Genomic DNA, 17,399 nt, shown 5'->3' with positions numbered 1-17,399 from the left:
CCAAGAACATTCTGCTGAATGAGGGCATCCGTGCGTGGATGGCACCTCAAGACCAGCCTCATGAAAACTTTAGCTTCCCCGAAGAGGTACTCCCACGTGGTAACGCTCTCTAAGGTCTAGAGTTCAACTTGTTTTCAAGTTGTTTTAGTCAGGCATTAACCCTCGCGCTTGCGAGGGTTTTTTCTTGCTTGTAGGGCTTAACTACACTTCACTCTTTACTCTTCTACCCATCTAAAATTGCCAACTAAATTTGCTAACGGAGGTGCTCCCCAATCTCTGATTACGTGTGTTATCTTAAATGAAGTGGTAAGCCACTTGGAGCGAGAGTGTTCCAACCTTTTGAAATTACAACCGTTTAGGATTAAGGAGGTGATGCCCATGTCAGATAGTAGTAAATGCTTGGGTCATCAAGCTGAAGTTAGCCGGCTGAGTGCCGGGGCTGTTCTCTAACAGTCAACCTTGATGCTGAGTTATATTAAATCTCCTAGTGAGGGGTTTTAGTGAACGAGGATAAAATGGCTGACTCGGAGTTCCTTCCGGCAGTCTGGTTTCAGTTTGAAGACCCGCTACACCGCTCCCATGTAAGTTGTTCTCTAAATGGAACGCTTAGTGGGAGCGGATAGTTTTTTAAAGGGTATTTTATTAGTTGTTGCTATATTTGTTTGCAGAGTATAAGTTTAATATAGATTTGATTAAGTGGTACGGTTGTTTTCCAAAAATATTTTGGCTTGGACTATCCTAGTGAGTAAGGCGTTTAAATTAATGCGCTTTAGAGACAGTACGCCATAAAGACAAGGCTCGGCGCGGTCGCTCGGTGATGCCAACCTGGCAAGTCTAGTTGATGTCTGCTAAGTATGGGGAAGTTAAGTGTCTTATTGCTTCTTGTGTCTTTAAGCGTTGCTTTTTCGTTTGAAGCATCCTTACTTGAAAGCCAGTGACTCTGTTTACCCAATACTCAAGATGACAACCGCTTGCCCTTCCGAGGTTGGATTGGATATGACTGAGAGCCAGGATCGCTTCTTAGAATCGACTGAGCGCTCTGGCTTGATTGAACAGCTTCTAGCGATCGGCACAGCGCTCTCCAGTACTCATGACCTGAGTGCGTTACTAACACTCATTCTGACGAAGTGCCGTGAAATTACCTGTAGCGATGCAGGCAGTGTTTACCTTGTCGATCGCAGCGGTAATGAGCCATGCCTATGGTTTAAAGTGGCACAAAATTTTTCGCAGCCAGTGTCATCGTTTCGAGAGTTTGCGATGCCGATGACTCCTAAGAGTCTGGCTGGCTACGTCGCGCTGACAGGCAAAAGCTTAAATATCCCGGATGCGTATGACCTGCCGCAAGGTGTACCGTATCAGCTCGACCGCAGTTTTGACCGTAGCATTGCGTACCGGACGCGATCAGTGCTGGTCTTGCCTATGCAGAACCAGGATCGAGAGATGATCGGTGTACTCCAACTCATTAACCGTAAGGTACGACCGGAGTTGGTCATTACGCCTGAAAATGCGCTGGACATAACACAGCCCTATTTAGACTGGGAAAAGTGGGTTGTTCAATCGCTGGCGAGTCAGGCAGCCATTTGCATTGAGCGCAACCAGCTTCAAGAAAGCATCGAAAATCTCTTTGAGGGGTTTGTCAAAGCGTCGGTGCAGATTATTGAAGCACGCGACCCCTGTACGTCTGGGCACTCAGAGCGTGTGGCAGATTTGACGGTGCGGTTAAGCCAGGAAGCAAGTGCTGTGACGATCGGTCATCTTCGACCGATTTACTTTAACGATCGTCAAATACAGGAGATTCGTTACGCTGCACTGCTACACGACTTCGGTAAGGTAGGTGTGCCAGAGGCAATCCTGGGCAAGCAGAAAAAACTGTTTCCGATGCAGCTTGAGGTAGTGCGAAACCGCTTTGCGCTAGCGCAACGAACGCTGGAAGTGGAGTGCGCCCAGGCAAAGTTTAGACATTTGGTGGAGCATCCCAGTTATCAGGCTACGCACCATAGCGAAGACGCTTGCTCTCATTGCCAACAACTAAGCACACTGGATGAAAAACTGGCGCAGGCGATTGCTCAGCTCGATCGCTACTGGACGTTACTGGTGGAAACAAACGAGCCGCGTATTTTGGCTGAAGAACCACTGGATCAGTTACGTGAACTGGCGCAGTATACGTATCAGGATATTGACGGTACGCTAAAACCTTTGCTTTCTGCGGAGGAAATAGCTCAGCTTATGGTACCGCGTGGCACGTTAACGTTAGCAGAGCGCGATGCTATTCAGTCGCACGTTACCCATACCTATGAGTTTTTGAAACGGATACCGTGGACAAAACAGCTTCAGAACGTACCTGCGATCGCCTACGCGCACCATGAGAAGATGGATGGTAGCGGCTACCCATTAGGATTAAAGCAAGTAGATATTCCCATTCAATCGCAAATGATGGCGATTGCGGATATTTACGATGCGCTGACGGCGGGCGATCGCCCTTACAAACGTAGCCTTTCTGTACCAACAGCGCTCAAGATTTTGCGGCAAGAAGCCGCGCAGTCTAAATTAAATAGTGATTTGGTCGAACTGTTTGAGCAGCGCCAGATCTTTGCGGTCTTAGGTCACTCAGCGATCGAGCCGAAGTAAATGTCACAAGTGAGTGCGAATAGAAGGCGGAAGATCACTTCTACAAGTGAAGACTAGTACCACAGCCTTGCTTGTGCGCTCTAGCAGTATAGATAGCCGTAACCACGCTAGCTTAGAGCGTCTAGTTTATGCTAGGCAACGATCGATGCTTTTACCTGGCTGTATCTGGTAATGTTCTTTTGGGCACACTTGCTTAAGTGCCAATACTCAATAGATTCTAGTCATCTTACTCTTTATGACTGCTGCGTCCGTTTTTGAGTTTGACACTCTTACGGTTGATGTTTATGGACAGACTCAAGAGCAACGTCGTCTGTCGGCTCCGCATCGGATTGATGACTTGGGGCAGGGCATTATGCTGGAGCTGGTGGCAGTTCCAGGTGGCAGCTTTAGGATGGGCGCACCCAATACTGAGGAAGGTTGGCATCCTAGTCAAACGCCACAACATACTGTCACGATCGCTCCTTTCTGGATGGGTAAGTATCCCGTCACGCAGGCTCAGTGGAGTGTAGTTGCCGCATTACCAAAAGTTAATCATCCCCTGCCGCCAAAGCCATCTTGCTTTACAGGTGCAACCCGTCCAGTTGAACAAGTCTCTTGGCAAGACGCAATTGAGTTCTGCGATCGCGTCTCTGCTCAAACGGGACGCCGCTATCGACTGCCCACCGAAGCCGAGTGGGAATATGCCTGCCGCGCGTCCCCGATGCCGACAGGTGATATACCCGTCAGTGAGGACGTGCGGAGCACCACCAGCACGACTCCCTTCTGGTTTGGTGAAACCATCACAACTGAGTTAGCCAACTATTCGGGCATTGATTGGGAGTACGAGGGTAAAGTGTGCAGCAAAGGCTCGTATGGCAAAGGTACCACTGGGAGCGATCGCCGAGAAACGACCGCAGTTGGCAGTTTTGCGATCGCTAATGCCTTTGGTCTTTACGACATGCATGGGCTGGTGCGCGAATGGTGCGTTGATTGCTGGCATGATAGCTACAACGGTGCTCCTGGCGACGGTACCGCCTGGATTAAAAACAGTACTACTGACCAACGTGTGCTGCGCGGCGGTTCCTGGAATAGCGGACCCAAAGCCTGCCGCTCTGCCTTTCGCAGTAAGCTTAATCCCGACACGCATTTGTATGATGTTGGGTTTCGGGTGGTGGCAGAAGGATAAGGGATGAAGGCTAAAGGATAAATTGATTCAAAAGTTAAAATGCTTTCGACGCTTCCCTTGCTTCCCCCTCTTCCCTCACTCCTTGCCCGATCGTGGGAAAATGGAACGGTTCCGTTTTAACGCGCTTTTGTGATTTCTACCGTTACTGTTACTGTTCCAGCGACTACCGCCAATTTGGGGCCAGGGTTTGATTGTTTGGGAGCAGCGTTAACGCTTTCCAATCAGTTCAGGTTTTCGTTATTGCCGCCACAGGCGAAGCTCAGCATTACGGCGATCGGTGCTGAGGCAGAACGAGTCACGACAAACAGTAGCAATCTGGTTTATCAAGCGTTTGTCAAGGTGTATGAGCACCTCAAGCAAGTGCCGCCACCGATAGCGATTGAGATTCAGTTAGGTGTACCGCTAGCACGTGGGTTAGGTAGTTCGGCAACAGCGATCGTGGGTGGCTTGGTGGGTGCGAACGCTCTGGCAGGTGCGCCGCTCACACAGGCTGAGGTTATTGAACTGGCGATTGCTATCGAAGGGCATCCTGATAATGTGGTGCCATCACTCTTAGGTGGATGTTGTCTTGCTGCTACAGGTGTAAAGCATGGCTGGGAGATCTGCGAGATTCCCTGGCATCGAAGCATTGTACCGATCGTGGCGATTCCTGGCTTTGAACTTTCGACAAAAAAAGCGCGACAGGTGCTGCCACCTACGTACAGTCGTGCTGATGCGATTTTCAACGTAGCGCATCTGGGTTTGCTGTTGCGTGGTCTAGAGACGGGGCAGGGCGATTGGTTACAGGCTGCTCTGCAAGACCGCCTTCATCAACCCTATCGGCAGACGTTGATTCCAGGCTATGACAAGGTGGAGACGGCAGCGCTGAAGGCAGGTGCGTATGGCATGATCATTAGCGGTGCAGGTCCAACACTTTTGGCGTTAGCGCACCAGGACGCAGCACAGGCGGTGAGTGATGCGATCGCTCATGCCTGGGCTGAGCAAGACTTTGCGGTGACAGTACATTTGCTTCAGCTTGACCTGCATGGGGCGATCGCCCAAACGACGAGCGTTTAATTAAGTTGTGTATTCTGCGTTGATTTTGACGTAATCGTAGCTGAGGTCGCAGCCCCAGGCTTGACCAGACCCTGTACCATTGCCGATCCGAAGAGCGATCGTCACCGTATCCTCTTTTAGATAAGCCCCTAATGCTGCTTGGCGCATGTAGTTACTGGCAGCATCGCGATCGAACGACTGTGGTTGACCATTCTGCATCATGAGAAAGTCGCCGAGCTGGATTTGCAGGTCGTCTTGATTGAACAGCACGCCTGCACGTCCTGCTGCGCCTGCAATTCTGCCCCAGTTCGGGTCACGCCCAAAAATGGCGGCTTTAACCAGGGATGAGCCGGCGATCGTGCGGGCAATTTGGCGTGCTTCTGCATCATCATTCGTGCCGGTCACCTGCACCTCGACGAGACACGTTGCACCTTCGCCATCCCGCGCGATCGCCTTTGCCAGATAGATGCAGACCTCGGTTAGCATTGCCTCTAGCTTCTCGGCTTCGGCTCCGGCTTCAGTGATGGCAGGTGTACGCGACTGTCCATTTGCTAATGCAATCAGCGAATCGTTGGTGCTGGTATCGCCATCTACCGTAATTTGGTTAAAGCTGCGGTCTGCTGCTCGGCTCAGCATTTGTTGCCAAAGTGGTGGTGATACAGCGGCATCACAAGTGACAAACGCCAGCATCGTTGCCATATTAGGGTGAATCATCCCAGACCCTTTAGCAATGCCCCCAATGCGAACAAGGCGACCGCCGATCGTCGTTTCTAGTGCGATCGACTTTGTGACTAAATCTGTTGTTGTAATTGCCTTCGCCGCACTTTCTGCACCCGTATCTGAAATAGTGGCAACCAACTGTGGCAGAGCTGCTTTCAGTGCATCTAGCTTGATGCGTTGACCAATGACACCCGTTGAGGCAAGCAAAATTGACTCTGACGGCACCCCTAACGCCTGACTAAGGGCATTTGCACACTCCAGTGCGTCATCCCAACCGAACGCACCCGTTGCCGCATTTGCCTGCCCAGCATTGCACAAAATGGCATGGGCACCCGCTTTTGCCTGAAGCCGCTCTCGACAGTAGTCTACACATGCCGCTCGCACTTGACTGGTTGTGAAGACTCCAGCCGCGATCGCCTCTACATCAGAAACGATCAGCGCCAAGTCAGGCAACCCCGATGGTTTGAGTCCTGCTTTAATGCCTGCTGCGCGATAGCCTTTAGGAGCCGTAATGCTTCCAGGAATTTCCTGCCAGTCCGCCATGCTTGCCTCCACTGTAATCACTGCTTGACAGGCGATTATATCAGGGGCAGGGATAGTTCTGGCGTTAGTGATGAGACAGGAAGGGGCACGATCGCGGCTGCAACACAACAAGCATTAACCACTCACAGGCTCTTCTGAGCCTTGAGGGCACTGATCGCTCGCCGAATGCGCTCTAATGTTGCATCCGAGACTTTCGGTTCCTTCGGCGTTGCTAACACTTGCAACACTTGTTCCAGGCTGGCAACGGTTGCTGCCATTTCTGCTGTGGATAAGCGATCGGGATTTTTCTGAAGCCGCTCTACCATCACTGCCATCTCATAGGCAAGGCGGCGGCGATCGCTCCCATTCCACTCGGCTTTAGCATCACCTGAAGTAATCGATGATTTCTCAGTTCTGTTGGCGACGGCAACGAGCGCCGTTGTCGCTGGCTCAGTTTCTGCACCCAACTCTAAAAGTGTGAGCGCGATGTCCGTCTGGTAGTAGGGGGTAGCCTTGCTTAACAATTTACCGAGAGTTGAGCTTGCCAATGTAGTGTCACTGCCCGCTTGCCTCAAAGCCCTAGCGGCGCTGGTGCAATATCCCACAGAGTCAGCGCAAGTATTATTTTGAAATGTCATTGCCAGAAAGGGAACTGCAATGTCTTGAGCTGCCCCAATTTTGATCAGTGCAACTGCGGCAAAGAAAGAACTTTCAGAAAGAGCGTTCAAAGCTGTAACTAAAGCAGGGACAGCGGCTTTCGCGGTGGGTCCAATCTCTCCCAAGGCATACGCCGCCGCAACCGGGACGTACTCATCTCCCTCCTTCAAAGCCTCAATCAAGGCGGTAATCACTGTTTCATCATTAGGGCTGATGGCAGCCAAAGCCGGAGGCACACGTCGGCGAATCCGGTTATCGGGGTCTTGCTTTAGGATTTTTAGTAGCATCGGCACGGCTGGTTTTGCCTTTTCCCCCAGCCTTGCCAGATCATAAATCGTCTGCTCGCGTGAATCCTCTCCGTATGCACTTGAATATTTCAGGTTGATCAGCAACAACGAAACATCTCCGTCTTGCGCTCCTTTTATCTTTGCCAGTGACTGAGTAGCCACCCATTGCATCTGTTCATCTTTATCCTTTAAGACAACCGTTAATGCCGGAATTGCAGCTTTTGCCACAACGCCCATCTTGCCTAAAGTAAAAACTGCACTAAAGCGAGTCCTTGCGCTTGCATCTGCATTGGTCTCGTTGGGGGGATAGCGACGAGTGTTAACCCCAGTTATTAAGATTGGCAATACGACTTCTGGTTTCGCTCCAACGTCCCACAGGGCAGCAGCAGCCTCTACGCGCACACTTTCGTAGGGGTCTTTGAGCAACCGAGTCAGGGCGGGGATTGCCGCTTTCGCTGGCTTACCAATTCCCCTCAGGGCTATGGCAGCGTTAAAACGCACCGTTGGGTCAGGATCTTGCAAAGCTACAGTCAACTCTGGCGTTGCTACACTAGCGAGTGCCCCCAACGTACCTAAGACAATAGTGCCACCTAGCCGAGTCCGGGCATCGCGCTGGCTTAAAGTTGCAATCAACTCGGGGGGTACAGCCTTTAACGCTAAACAAAGATCAGTCAACACAGCCGCCGCTTCATTGTGGGCATATATATAGATACCATCGGCTTCTGCATCGCCTAAAGCTTTAACTAGGTCAGGAATCGCGACTTTGGCGGCTGTCCCCATAGCTTGCAACGCCTCAGCAGCATTAGCGCGAACCTGATAATCGGGGTCTTTCAAGGCAGTTAGCAGCGCCGGAATTGCAGCTTCTGCCTTTGGTCCCAACGCCTTAATCGCGTCAGCAACTTCCGCCCTAACGCTAGGATTGGGGTCTTTAAGTGCAGTGATCAAAGCCGGAATGAAGCCTTCTACCCGCTGAGCTTCTACCTGATGAGCTACGCTCCATTCTAATCGTCTCGCAACTGCTTCCCGCACTTGTGGATTGGGATCTTTGAGGGCTGCAATCAAGACAGGAATTGCACCGTTTATTTGGGCTGCTTCGTACCAGATCGATGATTCAGCCGCTTGTATCCGCACTTGTGGATTGGGATCTTTGAGGGCAGCAATGATCAGAGCAGTCGCTGCATCTTTCTGAATATCCGTTCGGTAAAGCGTCCCAGCCGCCTGAATTCGCACCTGTGGATTGGGATCTTTGAGGGCAGCAATCAAGGTGGGAATTGCATCGTTTATTGGGGTTTCTCTAGACCAGATCGACGATCCTGCCGTTTGTAACCGCACTTGTGGATTGGGATTTTTGAGGGCAGCAATGATCACAGCAGTCGCCGCATCTTTCTGAGCACCCGTTTGGTAAAGCGTCTGAGCCGCTCGAAGCCTTACCTCTGGATTAGGATCTTTGAGGGTAGCAACGATCACCGCGAGCGCCGCATCTTTCTGAATACCCCTTTGGTAAAGCGTTTCAGCCGCCTGAATTCGCACCTGTGGATGGGGATCCTTGAGGTCTGCAATGGCCTTTGCAATGATCTTTGAGTCCCAAACATTAGTCTGGTTTGAATTAGGGGTCTGGCTCATACCACGATCGCTTGGCAGTAGCAACAGCGAAAGACACACAGCAGACAGCCCAAGCACGGTGACAAATTTATGGCGGCGGCGTATTACCATTTATGACCTCAATCCAGCTATTTGGGTTGTTGCGTTCCGCTACAGGCAAGGAATCAGGATGCAGTCAAAGAGAACATCACGACTCTATCCTCTGCTCCAAACTTATGCTTGGACTTGGCTTCAAAATTCATGTCAGCTTTTTACACAAAAAAAAGGGAGAGTCGCCAAAGCGTCTCCCCCTATCATCAGGGTGCATCTACTGAACACATTATGGCACCTAAGGGGTGAGGGGTGTCACCCCCTATTTATGTTTTTTTGACGAAGAAACAGCTATTTGCTGCCTTAAACCTTGTGTCAGCTTCAGCTATTAAGCTGTTTTGCAAGGAGTTGGTTAGTAAGTTTGGGGTCGGCGCGACCACCTGTTTGCTTCATCACTTGCCCAACAAAGAAGCCCAACATCTTGGTTTTGCCGTTGCGGTACATCTCTAGCTCTTTGGGGTGAGCAGCAATGACTGCGGCGATCGCTTCCTCAATAGCGCCTGTATCCGAAATCTGAATTAACCCTTTCTGTTCGATCAAGGCTTTCGGTGAGCCACCTTGAGCCAGCAATTCTGGCAGTACATCTTTGGCAATCTTGTTGCTGATGGTGTTGCTGTCGATTAAGCCAATGAGTTCAGCTAGATCAGTAGGCTTCAGCGAAAGATCCGTGATGCTCAGGCTATTGTTGTTGTTTAGGTGGGCGCTGATGTCGCCCATGATCCAATTTGCTGCCTGTTTAGGATCGGCATTTGCTGCAACCGTTGCCTCAAAGTAGGCGGCGATCGTCTGGTCATCCGTCAAGATGCGTGCATCGTAAACCGACAAACCAAGTTCGCTTTCATAGCGCTGACGTTTTTGGTAGGGCAATTCTGGCAATTCCGATCGCCATGACTCCAGCTGCTGCGCTGGAACTTCGATCGGACCCAAATCGGGTTCAGGAAAGTAGCGGTAGTCGCTAGAGCCTTCCTTCAGCCGCATACTGATGGTGCGCTGAGCGCCTTCTTCCCAGAGCCGCGTTTCTTGCAGGATGCGTTCGCCTGCCTCGATCGCCTCAATTTGCCGTTCAATCTCAAACTCGATCGCCTTTTGGATGGCGCTAAACGAGTTCATGTTTTTGATTTCGACCTTCGTACCAAACTCCTCACGCCCAACTGGACGCACGGAGATATTCACATCGCAACGGAGCGAACCTTCCTGCATATTGCCGTCGCTCACGCCCAGATAGCGCACAATGCGCCGTATTTCCTGAGCATATTCAGCGGCTTCGCGACCCGTGCGTAGATCTGGCTCGGAGACGATTTCAATAAGGGGTACGCCAGCGCGGTTGTAGTCTACCAGCGAATACGTGGAACCAGAGAGGCGATCGCTGCCGCCATGCACTAGCTTGCCTGCGTCTTCTTCCATATGTAGACGGGTCACGCCGATGCGTTTTTTAGTAGCAGTGCCTGTTTCCTTGTCGTAGAGGGAAATTTCGACCCAGCCATGTTCGGCGATCGGCAAGTCAAATTGCGAAATCTGGTAGTTTTTGGGCAAATCAGGATAGAAGTACTGTTTGCGATCGAATTTGCTGTACGGCGCGATCTGGCAGTTTAGCGCCAAGCCTGCTTTCACTGCGTACTCCAGCACCTTTTGATTAAGGACTGGCAGCACTCCTGGTAAACCCAGGCAAATGGGGTCGATATGCGTATTGGGCGTGGCACCAAAGGCTGTAGAGCTATTAGAGAAAATTTTTGTTTGTGTGCTGAGTTGGCAGTGCGTTTCCAACCCAATCACAGCTTCATATTGAGTTTTCACCGGAGTGGCAGTAGTCATACGTCCCAGATTGCGCCGACACAACAGGCTCCATTTTAGCGGTTACAGGTAGTTGTCTCGCTATATACATCTTGTTCCAGGATTACAAGGATGTCTGAGTCTACAAAGCGCGATCGCCGTTGATGCTAAAAATCGCGGCTCATTTTCTCCACAAAGCCCTGGATAGTGGTTTAAACTGCGTGGACACCCTGGTTCCAAGTGCATCCAGCAACCCTTCATGACAGCCAGCATTCCCTACGCTACAACTCAGTTTGCCTCACTCGAACAGGCGCTCAAGCATTACTTTGGCTACGACAGCTTTCGTCCGGGGCAACGGCAGATGGTGGAATACGCCCTCCACGATCGCGATTTACTGGTCATCATGCCTACGGGCGGCGGCAAATCACTTTGCTTCCAACTGCCCGCACTGCTGAAAGAAGGCGTGATGATCGTTGTGTCGCCTCTCATTGCGCTGATGCAAGATCAGGTGCAGGCGCTGCAAAATAACGGCATTCCCGCTACGTTGCTAAACAGCAGCATCAGCCAAGCAGAGTCACAATCGCGTCAGGCTGCCATTCTTGATCGCAAAATCAAGCTGGTCTACGTGGCTCCCGAACGTCTGCTGAGTGAATCGTTTTTGGGCTTTTTGGATCAGGTGAAAGTGCGGGTGGGCATTTCGGCGTTTGCGATCGATGAGGCACACTGCGTTTCAGAGTGGGGACATGACTTTCGCCCAGAGTATCGTCAATTACGGCGGTTACGGCATCGCTATCAAAACGACGATCGCATCATTCCTATCCTGGCGCTGACGGCTACTGCCACTGAGCGCGTACGGCACGATATTTTGGGTCAGCTAGAGCTACACGAGCCGCACATTCATGTTGCCAGCTTCAACCGCCCTAACCTGTATTACGAGGTACGTCCCAAAAGCAGTGTGCGGCAGGCATATACCGACCTCTTTCAGCAAGTACAGCGCACCGAAGGTTCAGGCATTATCTACTGCCTGAGCCGGAAACGGGTGGATGAAATCACTGCCAAGCTGCAACAGGATGGCATTTCAGCCCTGCCTTATCATGCAGGCTTGAGCGATGCCGTGCGGAAAGAAAACCAGGACAAATTTATTCGGGACGACGCGCGGGTGATGGTCGCCACAGTTGCCTTTGGGATGGGCATCAACAAACCGGACGTGCGTTTTGTCATCCACTACGACTTGCCCCGTAACATTGAAGGCTACTACCAGGAGTCGGGCAGAGCCGGGCGTGATGGTGAGCCGTCTCGTTGTACTCTTTTCTACGGTGTGGGTGATATCAGAACGGTGGAGTTCCTGATTGCTCAGAAAGTCGATCCGCTGACGGGGGAGCCGTTAGAAGCTGAACAACGGATTGCAACACAGCAGCTCCGGCGGGTCATCAACTATGCCGAAGCAACGGAATGCCGCCGCACCATTCAGCTTGGCTATTTTGGCGAAGGCTTTCCTGGCAATTGCGATACCTGCGATAACTGCTGCCACCCCAAGCCAATCGAAGACTGGACGCTAGAAGCACAGATGTTCCTGTCCTGCGTGGCTCGCTTTGCCCAAAAAGGGCAGCATTTTGGTATCAATCACACGATCGACGTACTTCGCGGCTCCAAAAATGAACGGGTGCTGAAGTTGGGTCACGACAAACTGTCCACCTACGGCATTGGCAAAGATCGCAGTGTAGAAGAGTGGCGCTTGCTGGGGCGATCGCTCCTGCATCAACGCCTGGTCGATGAAACGACAGACGGCTATTCAGTACTGCAACTGAATAATCTGAGTTGGGAAGTGCTGAAAAAGCAGCGTAGTGTCATGCTCGCCGTTGACCAGGCAAAACCAGAGCGCAGCGTTACTGAAACGGCAGTCGATACCGCTGAAACAGAAGCGTTGTTCGATCGTCTTCAAAAGCTCCGCAAGCGGCTGGCAGACGCGCAATCGGTGCCGCCTTACGTAGTGTTTCCCAACTCCAGCCTGCGGTCAATGGCAAACCTCCAGCCTCAAACTCTTGCCCAATTCGCCAAAATTTCGGGTGTCGGCAGCCGCAAATTGGCGCAGTACGGTGATGACTTTATCGCTGAAGTGCGAGCGTTTCGACAAGAACGAGGGCTAGCGTTGCAGACAGACGCTGAGCCTGCGCCGTTATTGGAACCAACGCCACAGCCTGGTCTTGCCTCCACAACCCAATTGGAAACGCTCGCACTGCATCAACAAGGGCTAAAACCTGTCCTCATTGCCGAACAGCGTAACTTTCGCCTCAGCACGATTATGAGCCATTTGGCAGAATTGCTGGATATGGGCTATCCAGTCGTGTTGGACCAATTAGTACCCAGCGATCGCCAGGACAAAATTTGGCAAGCTATTAATGCCGTTGGTCCCGACTCGCTGACTGGCATTCGTGACCATTTAGGCGAGATGTACGGCTACGATGAAATTCGTTTGGTGCGATCGCACTGGCGACGCGAAACTGAATAACGCCTTTCACCCTTTACAAACTAATAGAGCTTCCCAGTGCTACAGAGGCTTGCAGTTGTTTTCTCTCTACTGTGTCCGTATTATCCCAACTCAGAGTTGTAGTGACTTAACGGCTACTTTTGTGCAAATTCTGTATTTTTGAGCATTAGCCAGTCTCTTAAGATACATTGAAAGGCTATGGGTGTATCGCTATGGTGAGTCAGTCCAGTGTGGTAGTAGCGCAATCACGTTAAGCCGCACGTAGTCTAGACGGGTGAGGCGATGAGTTCTGTAATCGCGTTATGATGGCTGCTAATTCGACGTAAAAGGAAAAATCGACCACTTAAAGAGCCTTCTACAGGCTTCTTTCTGTTTTTAGGCAGTATTTTAGGGCTGTGTTCTCTATAAGCTACTGTGTCAGCGCAGATGTGTGATCGTACGCATATGTCCTGAGTCGAGCTAAGTACTACGATTTATGCACCACTCATACAATGTGACGAGGATCAGCAGTTCGCGCAGAGATTATCACCTTTCCTGGACGCTTCCTATCACTCCATACTGTAGACAAAGACCGCATGATTACTGAGACTCTCGCTTTCTTCGTTTATCAAGCTTTAAAGCTCATTATTTTGAGAGCGAATTTGTAAAGCGACGGCTATCAAGATGCTGATTTCTTTTTGTCTGCTCTCTTGCTCCATGTATCGAAGCCATTGTTAATCCTGCATATGTATGATGATCAGGGAAGCTCTAGATGATGCTCATCAAAATGAGCCACCGATTAGATTAAAAAAGCTGAGTCGGAACATTCAGCAGGCTCAGGATGCAATTTACAGTTTTCTTCTAGAAATTGTAAAGAAGTGGCCACCTGAAGAGGTTTTGCTGGAGTTTAAACGCCTGTTTATTCATCATGTTGATTCTGTCAATAGTGATGCAATGCAGGCGCTTTACGAAGTTGTTTTCTCTAACAATGAGGAAGAGTTTAGAAACACCCTCAAGCGTTGTTGCTACATTCTAGTGAACAACTGGGATGCAAGTCGTAATTACAAACCAATCCAAGACTTAATTCGTGTCTTTACAGACCCATCTATTCACCGCAACACAGCGTCACCAACCTTAAAGCGGTTACGTCAATGGCTGGATGGGTTTGTCAAAAGTAGTGATTACGAGGAATTAAAGTTATTTGTATCGCGTTACGACGATAAAGAGCGGGGACCATGGGTTTCACGTTATACGTCGTATCTGCTTGTTCCTCAATATATTGATCTGTCTAATCCGATCGAACAACGAGAGGCAGCAAGAGCTTTGTCAAAACAGCTCAAAGATCGCTTCAAGTTTGATCTGGCGATGTACATTGCACGATCGCAGAGCAATACTTCCAGCAAGCGTACTCCTAAAAACCCGACTGTACTAGGCGAAGAAGTGCTGCGTTTGATTAAAGCGATCGTGGCAAAGCGAGGACCGTTCAGCTATGCCAATCTAGCCAATATTTTCGTTAATCAAACGCAAAATCTATCTTACAAAGAGTTCAAGCAGAGCCTTCAGCAGTACCTCATTTTCTCAGTCGAAAATCAGGAGTTTGTTGAAACCCTACGTTCACGGCTGACTGATAAACTAGACCACCTTTACGAAAGCCATAACGATGAGCTGGTGACGGATGCTTTGATATTGCGAACGTGTAACCGAGTGATTGAGTATCTGACAACCGAGAATCAATCTGACCCTTCTCAGCTTTTTGTGCTGCTACTATCGCAGGGAAATCCTATCACTCTAGTAGTAGCGCTCCTTAAAATCATTCTTATTTGTAAGCATTCGCGCACTCACTTAGAAGCGCGGATTGCTCGGCTGATCAAGTACTACCAAAACTATCCTGAGGATGAATGCGCCTGGATCGTGAACTTCCTAGAAGTGTTCAACGTGACCTTCGCAATTCATGCCGAAAATGTGCAGTACAACTTAATCAAGATGGATGTTGAGGAAGCACAGCTTGCATCGCATATTTTTGATCCAGATAAGTACCGCATCTTTTCTCAACTTAAACGTGAAGCAAAGACAGACGTTCTTACAGCACCGCCTTATGCTGCTTTAGACGGTACCGACTCTGAACAGAATGGTTTTGGGGATACTTTACTTGACTAAGTAACGTCGGCTTATCATGTCATCACCAATATTTAGGATATCTAGCTGGATCGCTTGCGAAGTTCGGCTTCCAGTTTCGAGAGGTCGTCTTTCAAAAAAACAGTGATTTTACCGACGTAGGGAAAGCCATTTGGCTGTTGAGCAATTTCGAGCCAGTAGGCGTATTGATCGCCCTCCCGGACTTCTCCCTGCAATGCAGACGTTAGCGATCCTCGGCGATTTATAGCATCGTTAGTTTGAGCTGCTGGATAGGTATAAATCCGTTTTGCCTGAGTATAGTCCTGATAAATGGTCGGACCGTAGATGACGCGCAAAGATTCTTGCAAGCGATCGCGGCTCACACCATTCTGCATATCGAAAAACGAAATTTCCTCAGTGCGAATAACGCCACCTGTCGCTCCTGGAGAGGCTCTACCAACTTGCAACGGCGATGCCCAAAACGTAAACCGTTGAGCAGGCGTATCGCTTTTGCGTACCAGAAGCCTTTCGCTACGCACGGGTCGCAGCGTCGAATTTGCCCGAATCCAAACCACTGCTTCATCCAGGGTTTGACCAGGAATCGCCTCTACCCGCCCTGCTGCACTGAAGCTGCATAGAAGGCTCAACCCTACCGTGACAAAGTACTGCATGTAGCGTCTCTGACAAGCTGAACGCACGGAAAGAAGCCTACTGTTCAACGTTTGTCCTCTGCTGCAGCTTGCGTTCCCGCTTTGATCGACCATCCCTACCCGTCTGTCATCCATTGTCCGTTGTCCATTGTCTGGAGCTAGACCATCTTGCCATTACTTTTAATCTCTGGCACCACTATATTACAAGCCAGTAATGGTTTAGGGGCAGCAGCTAGCTCCTGACGATCACTGTTAGACGGTTTGCGCGGCAACAAGCGTTCTAAAATTTGCGCCTGATGCTCTATCCATTTACTATCGCCCTCAATAAGAAGGTGATTGACCTGCTGGAAACTTGCTGAAAGAACTAAGTATTTTAAGGTGACAATACTGGATGAAAAGTGCGATTGATTTCAAAAAATTGGTTAACCAAAGATTAACCTCTTCCTGATTTATTCACTGACATTTTTAATCTGTTCATAATCTTTTATTCTAGGCTCTTAACCCTGAGATTGTATTGTATTGCTGATACTAATTTCATCTGAAATTCAGCTACATGGAGCAGTCAATATGATGACGAAGGCAGTTAAGTTCAAACCCAACCGCTTCACAGTTATGGGTGCGATCGCTCTGGTAGCCGCTACCGTTGGTCTTTCAGCACCGATCGTTCAGTCCCAAAGTCCAGCCGTAGTTAAGGTCGATGGTTCTAGCACTGTTTTTCCAATTACTGAAAAGGTTGCCGAAGCCTTTCAAAAACAAGGTGGCGCTAAAGTAACTGTCGGTATTTCTGGTACGGGTGGTGGCTTCAAAAAGTTCTGCGCTGGCGAGACTGATATCTCCAATGCTTCGCGTCCCATCTTGCAAAAAGAAGTTGATGCATGCGCGAAGACAGGGGTCAAATACATTGAGTTACCTGTTGCTTATGATGCGTTGACGGTTGTTGTTAACCCCTCTAACACCTGGGCAACTGATCTGACTACTGCCGAGTTGAAGACTATGTGGTCTCCCGATGCACAAGGCAAGGTCAAGAAATGGAATCAGGTACGCTCTAGCTTCCCGGATGCACCGTTGAAGCTCTATGGTCCAGGCGCGGATTCGGGTACATTCGACTACTTTACTGAAGCAGTAAACGGCAAGTCCAAGGCAAGCCGCTCTGACTTTACAGGTAGTGAAGATGACAACGTGCTGGTGCAGGGTGTTTCTCGCGATAAGAATGCTCTCGGTTATTTTGGCTTCGCCTACTACGAAGCAAACCGTAGCCGTCTAAAAGCTGTGAAAATCAACGGGGTTGAGCCTTCGATCGCCAATGTTGACAACGGCACCTATACCCCCCTGTCTCGTCCAATCTTCATCTACGTCAATGCGGATGCGGCTAAAAAGCCTGAAGTCAAGGCGTTTGTTGAATACTACATGAAGAACGCTCGCAACAGCGTTAGCGCTGTTAAGTATATTCCCTTCAAGCCGACTGACTACACCAGAGCCATGACGCGGTTCCAAAAGAACCAAGTCGGCAGCGTTTTCGGAGGCAAAGACCAGGTTGGCATTAAAGTAGCCGATATCCTTAGCCGCCAGCCTAAATAGGTGCATTGATGACTTCTATCCAGGGGCGTAACCACTGCTACGCCCCTAGCTTTTGACTATCCTCTACACTCATGCAGAAGCTAGCCTTATCCCGCTGGCTTCTGATTTTTACG

General features: G+C 50.0%; 10 protein-coding genes and 1 pseudogene. 7 read left to right on the top strand and 4 right to left on the bottom strand.

Going from position 1 to position 17,399, the window contains the following annotated elements; genetic code table 11:
• From H6F86_RS05310 to thrB, 4 genes and pseudogenes are all read left to right on the top strand, one after another.
• Positions 1-113: pseudogene (locus tag H6F86_RS05310) on the top strand (photosystem II protein D2); the annotation flags it as partial.
• An 883-nt stretch (positions 114-996) separates the two neighbouring features.
• Entirely contained in the window at positions 997-2,628 is a 1,632-nt protein-coding gene (locus H6F86_RS05305; protein ID WP_190447055.1) for an HD family phosphohydrolase, read from the top strand.
• A gap of 235 nt (positions 2,629-2,863) precedes the next feature.
• Entirely contained in the window at positions 2,864-3,793 is a 930-nt protein-coding gene (locus tag H6F86_RS05300; RefSeq protein WP_190447054.1) for a formylglycine-generating enzyme family protein, read from the top strand.
• A 129-nt stretch (positions 3,794-3,922) separates the two neighbouring features.
• Positions 3,923-4,849, top strand: coding sequence for a homoserine kinase (gene thrB, locus H6F86_RS05295; protein WP_190447053.1), 927 nt, complete (start codon positions 3,923-3,925; stop codon positions 4,847-4,849).
• Here the strand turns inward: thrB and argJ are convergent, their stop codons facing one another.
• The 3 genes from argJ to gatB form a co-directional block, all read right to left on the bottom strand.
• Positions 4,850-6,091 (bottom strand): bifunctional ornithine acetyltransferase/N-acetylglutamate synthase, encoded by a 1,242-nt coding sequence (gene argJ / locus H6F86_RS05290; RefSeq protein ID WP_190447052.1) that lies wholly within the window; start codon positions 6,089-6,091, stop codon positions 4,850-4,852.
• Positions 6,092-6,213: 122 nt separating this feature from the next.
• Positions 6,214-8,727, bottom strand: coding sequence for a HEAT repeat domain-containing protein (locus H6F86_RS05285; RefSeq protein ID WP_190447051.1), 2,514 nt, complete (start codon positions 8,725-8,727; stop codon positions 6,214-6,216).
• Between the two features lie 300 nt (positions 8,728-9,027).
• On the bottom strand, positions 9,028-10,518 hold the full coding sequence (gatB, locus tag H6F86_RS05280) for an Asp-tRNA(Asn)/Glu-tRNA(Gln) amidotransferase subunit GatB (RefSeq protein ID WP_190447050.1): 1,491 nt from the start codon (positions 10,516-10,518) through the stop codon (positions 9,028-9,030).
• A gap of 217 nt (positions 10,519-10,735) precedes the next feature.
• Here gatB and recQ point away from each other — a divergent pair, with 217 nt between their 5' ends.
• A complete protein-coding gene (recQ, locus tag H6F86_RS05275; RefSeq protein ID WP_190447049.1) occupies positions 10,736-12,985 on the top strand; it encodes a DNA helicase RecQ in 2,250 nt (749 codons plus the stop codon).
• 708 nt (positions 12,986-13,693) lie between these two features.
• Positions 13,694-15,100 carry a hypothetical protein gene (locus tag H6F86_RS05270; RefSeq protein WP_190447048.1) on the top strand — a complete coding sequence of 469 codons (1,407 nt, stop codon included), beginning with the start codon at positions 13,694-13,696 and terminating at the stop codon, positions 15,098-15,100.
• Positions 15,101-15,141: 41 nt separating this feature from the next.
• Here H6F86_RS05270 and H6F86_RS05265 read toward each other — a convergent pair whose 3' ends face one another.
• Positions 15,142-15,729, bottom strand: a complete 588-nt coding sequence (locus tag H6F86_RS05265; protein WP_199305076.1) for a hypothetical protein — start codon at positions 15,727-15,729, stop codon at positions 15,142-15,144.
• 546 nt (positions 15,730-16,275) lie between these two features.
• Here H6F86_RS05265 and H6F86_RS05260 point away from each other — a divergent pair.
• On the top strand, positions 16,276-17,286 hold the full coding sequence (locus H6F86_RS05260) for a PstS family phosphate ABC transporter substrate-binding protein (protein WP_190447047.1): 1,011 nt from the start codon (positions 16,276-16,278) through the stop codon (positions 17,284-17,286).
• Positions 17,287-17,399: the final 113 nt, after the last annotated feature.

The organism is Phormidium sp. FACHB-592 (assembly GCF_014695795.1).
Lineage (GTDB): Bacteria > Cyanobacteriota > Cyanobacteriia > Leptolyngbyales > Leptolyngbyaceae > Stenomitos.
Note: the sequence above shows the minus strand (reverse complement) of the source record. Positions and strands in the feature narration are given on the sequence as shown.

What these genes read in the sequence shown, in the direction of transcription:
- H6F86_RS05305 (WP_190447055.1), top strand. Translation starts at nt 997, where the DNA reads ATGACTGAGAGCCAGGATCGCTTCTTAGAATCGACTGAGCGCTCTGGC.
- H6F86_RS05300 (WP_190447054.1), top strand. Translation starts at nt 2,864, where the DNA reads ATGACTGCTGCGTCCGTTTTTGAGTTTGACACTCTTACGGTTGATGTT.
- argJ (WP_190447052.1), bottom strand. Translation starts at nt 6,091, where the DNA reads ATGGCGGACTGGCAGGAAATTCCTGGAAGCATTACGGCTCCTAAAGGC.
- H6F86_RS05285 (WP_190447051.1), bottom strand. Translation starts at nt 8,727, where the DNA reads ATGGTAATACGCCGCCGCCATAAATTTGTCACCGTGCTTGGGCTGTCT.
- gatB (WP_190447050.1), bottom strand. Translation starts at nt 10,518, where the DNA reads ATGACTACTGCCACTCCGGTGAAAACTCAATATGAAGCTGTGATTGGG.
- recQ (WP_190447049.1), top strand. Translation starts at nt 10,736, where the DNA reads ATGACAGCCAGCATTCCCTACGCTACAACTCAGTTTGCCTCACTCGAA.
- H6F86_RS05270 (WP_190447048.1), top strand. Translation starts at nt 13,694, where the DNA reads ATGATGATCAGGGAAGCTCTAGATGATGCTCATCAAAATGAGCCACCG.
- H6F86_RS05265 (WP_199305076.1), bottom strand. Translation starts at nt 15,729, where the DNA reads ATGCAGTACTTTGTCACGGTAGGGTTGAGCCTTCTATGCAGCTTCAGT.
- H6F86_RS05260 (WP_190447047.1), top strand. Translation starts at nt 16,276, where the DNA reads ATGATGACGAAGGCAGTTAAGTTCAAACCCAACCGCTTCACAGTTATG.